The 406-nt window shown below is 49.5% G+C and carries 1 protein-coding gene; it reads left to right on the top strand.

From position 1 onward, the window contains the following. Window positions 1–324: 324 nt before the first annotated feature. Window positions 325–406, top strand: an 82-nt coding sequence (gene rpmE, locus EOS_RS49505) for a 50S ribosomal protein L31 (protein ID WP_075645503.1), incomplete at its 3' end; no start/stop codon positions are given.

The raw sequence follows: 406 nt of genomic DNA, 5'->3' as shown, positions 1-406 counted from the left end.
CCTGCTGTTTGCCAAACGGCACGCGCACGCGACACCCAGCTTTTAACCGTCATGCCTTCTGGCAGCAGATAGTCAAAGGTACGAGGAAGCGGAACGGGCAAGGCAACGTGGGCAACGGGCATAGCATCATCCTGACTTGAAATTCGGTGGGTTAGTATACACATTGCCGTAGAAGAGTGCGGATCAGTTTGCATACGCTGGTTAATTTCTGTATGATTTCGCGCCTTCGTACGAAATGATCGTATTGAAGCTATACTTTTAACATCGCGTGGTGTCTGGCGTTAGGGCTGGAAGAGCGACGCGGCCTTAAACCGAGGTTTTCCCATGAAAAAAGATATTCACCCGAAATACGAAGAAATTACTGCTAGCTGCTCTTGCGGTAACGTAATGAAAATCCGCTCCACCG

This window comes from Caballeronia mineralivorans PML1(12) (genome assembly GCF_001028175.1).
GTDB lineage: Bacteria > Pseudomonadota > Gammaproteobacteria > Burkholderiales > Burkholderiaceae > Caballeronia > Caballeronia mineralivorans.
The sequence above is the reverse complement of the archived record's forward strand: the minus strand, read 5'-3'. Positions and strand labels throughout refer to the sequence as shown.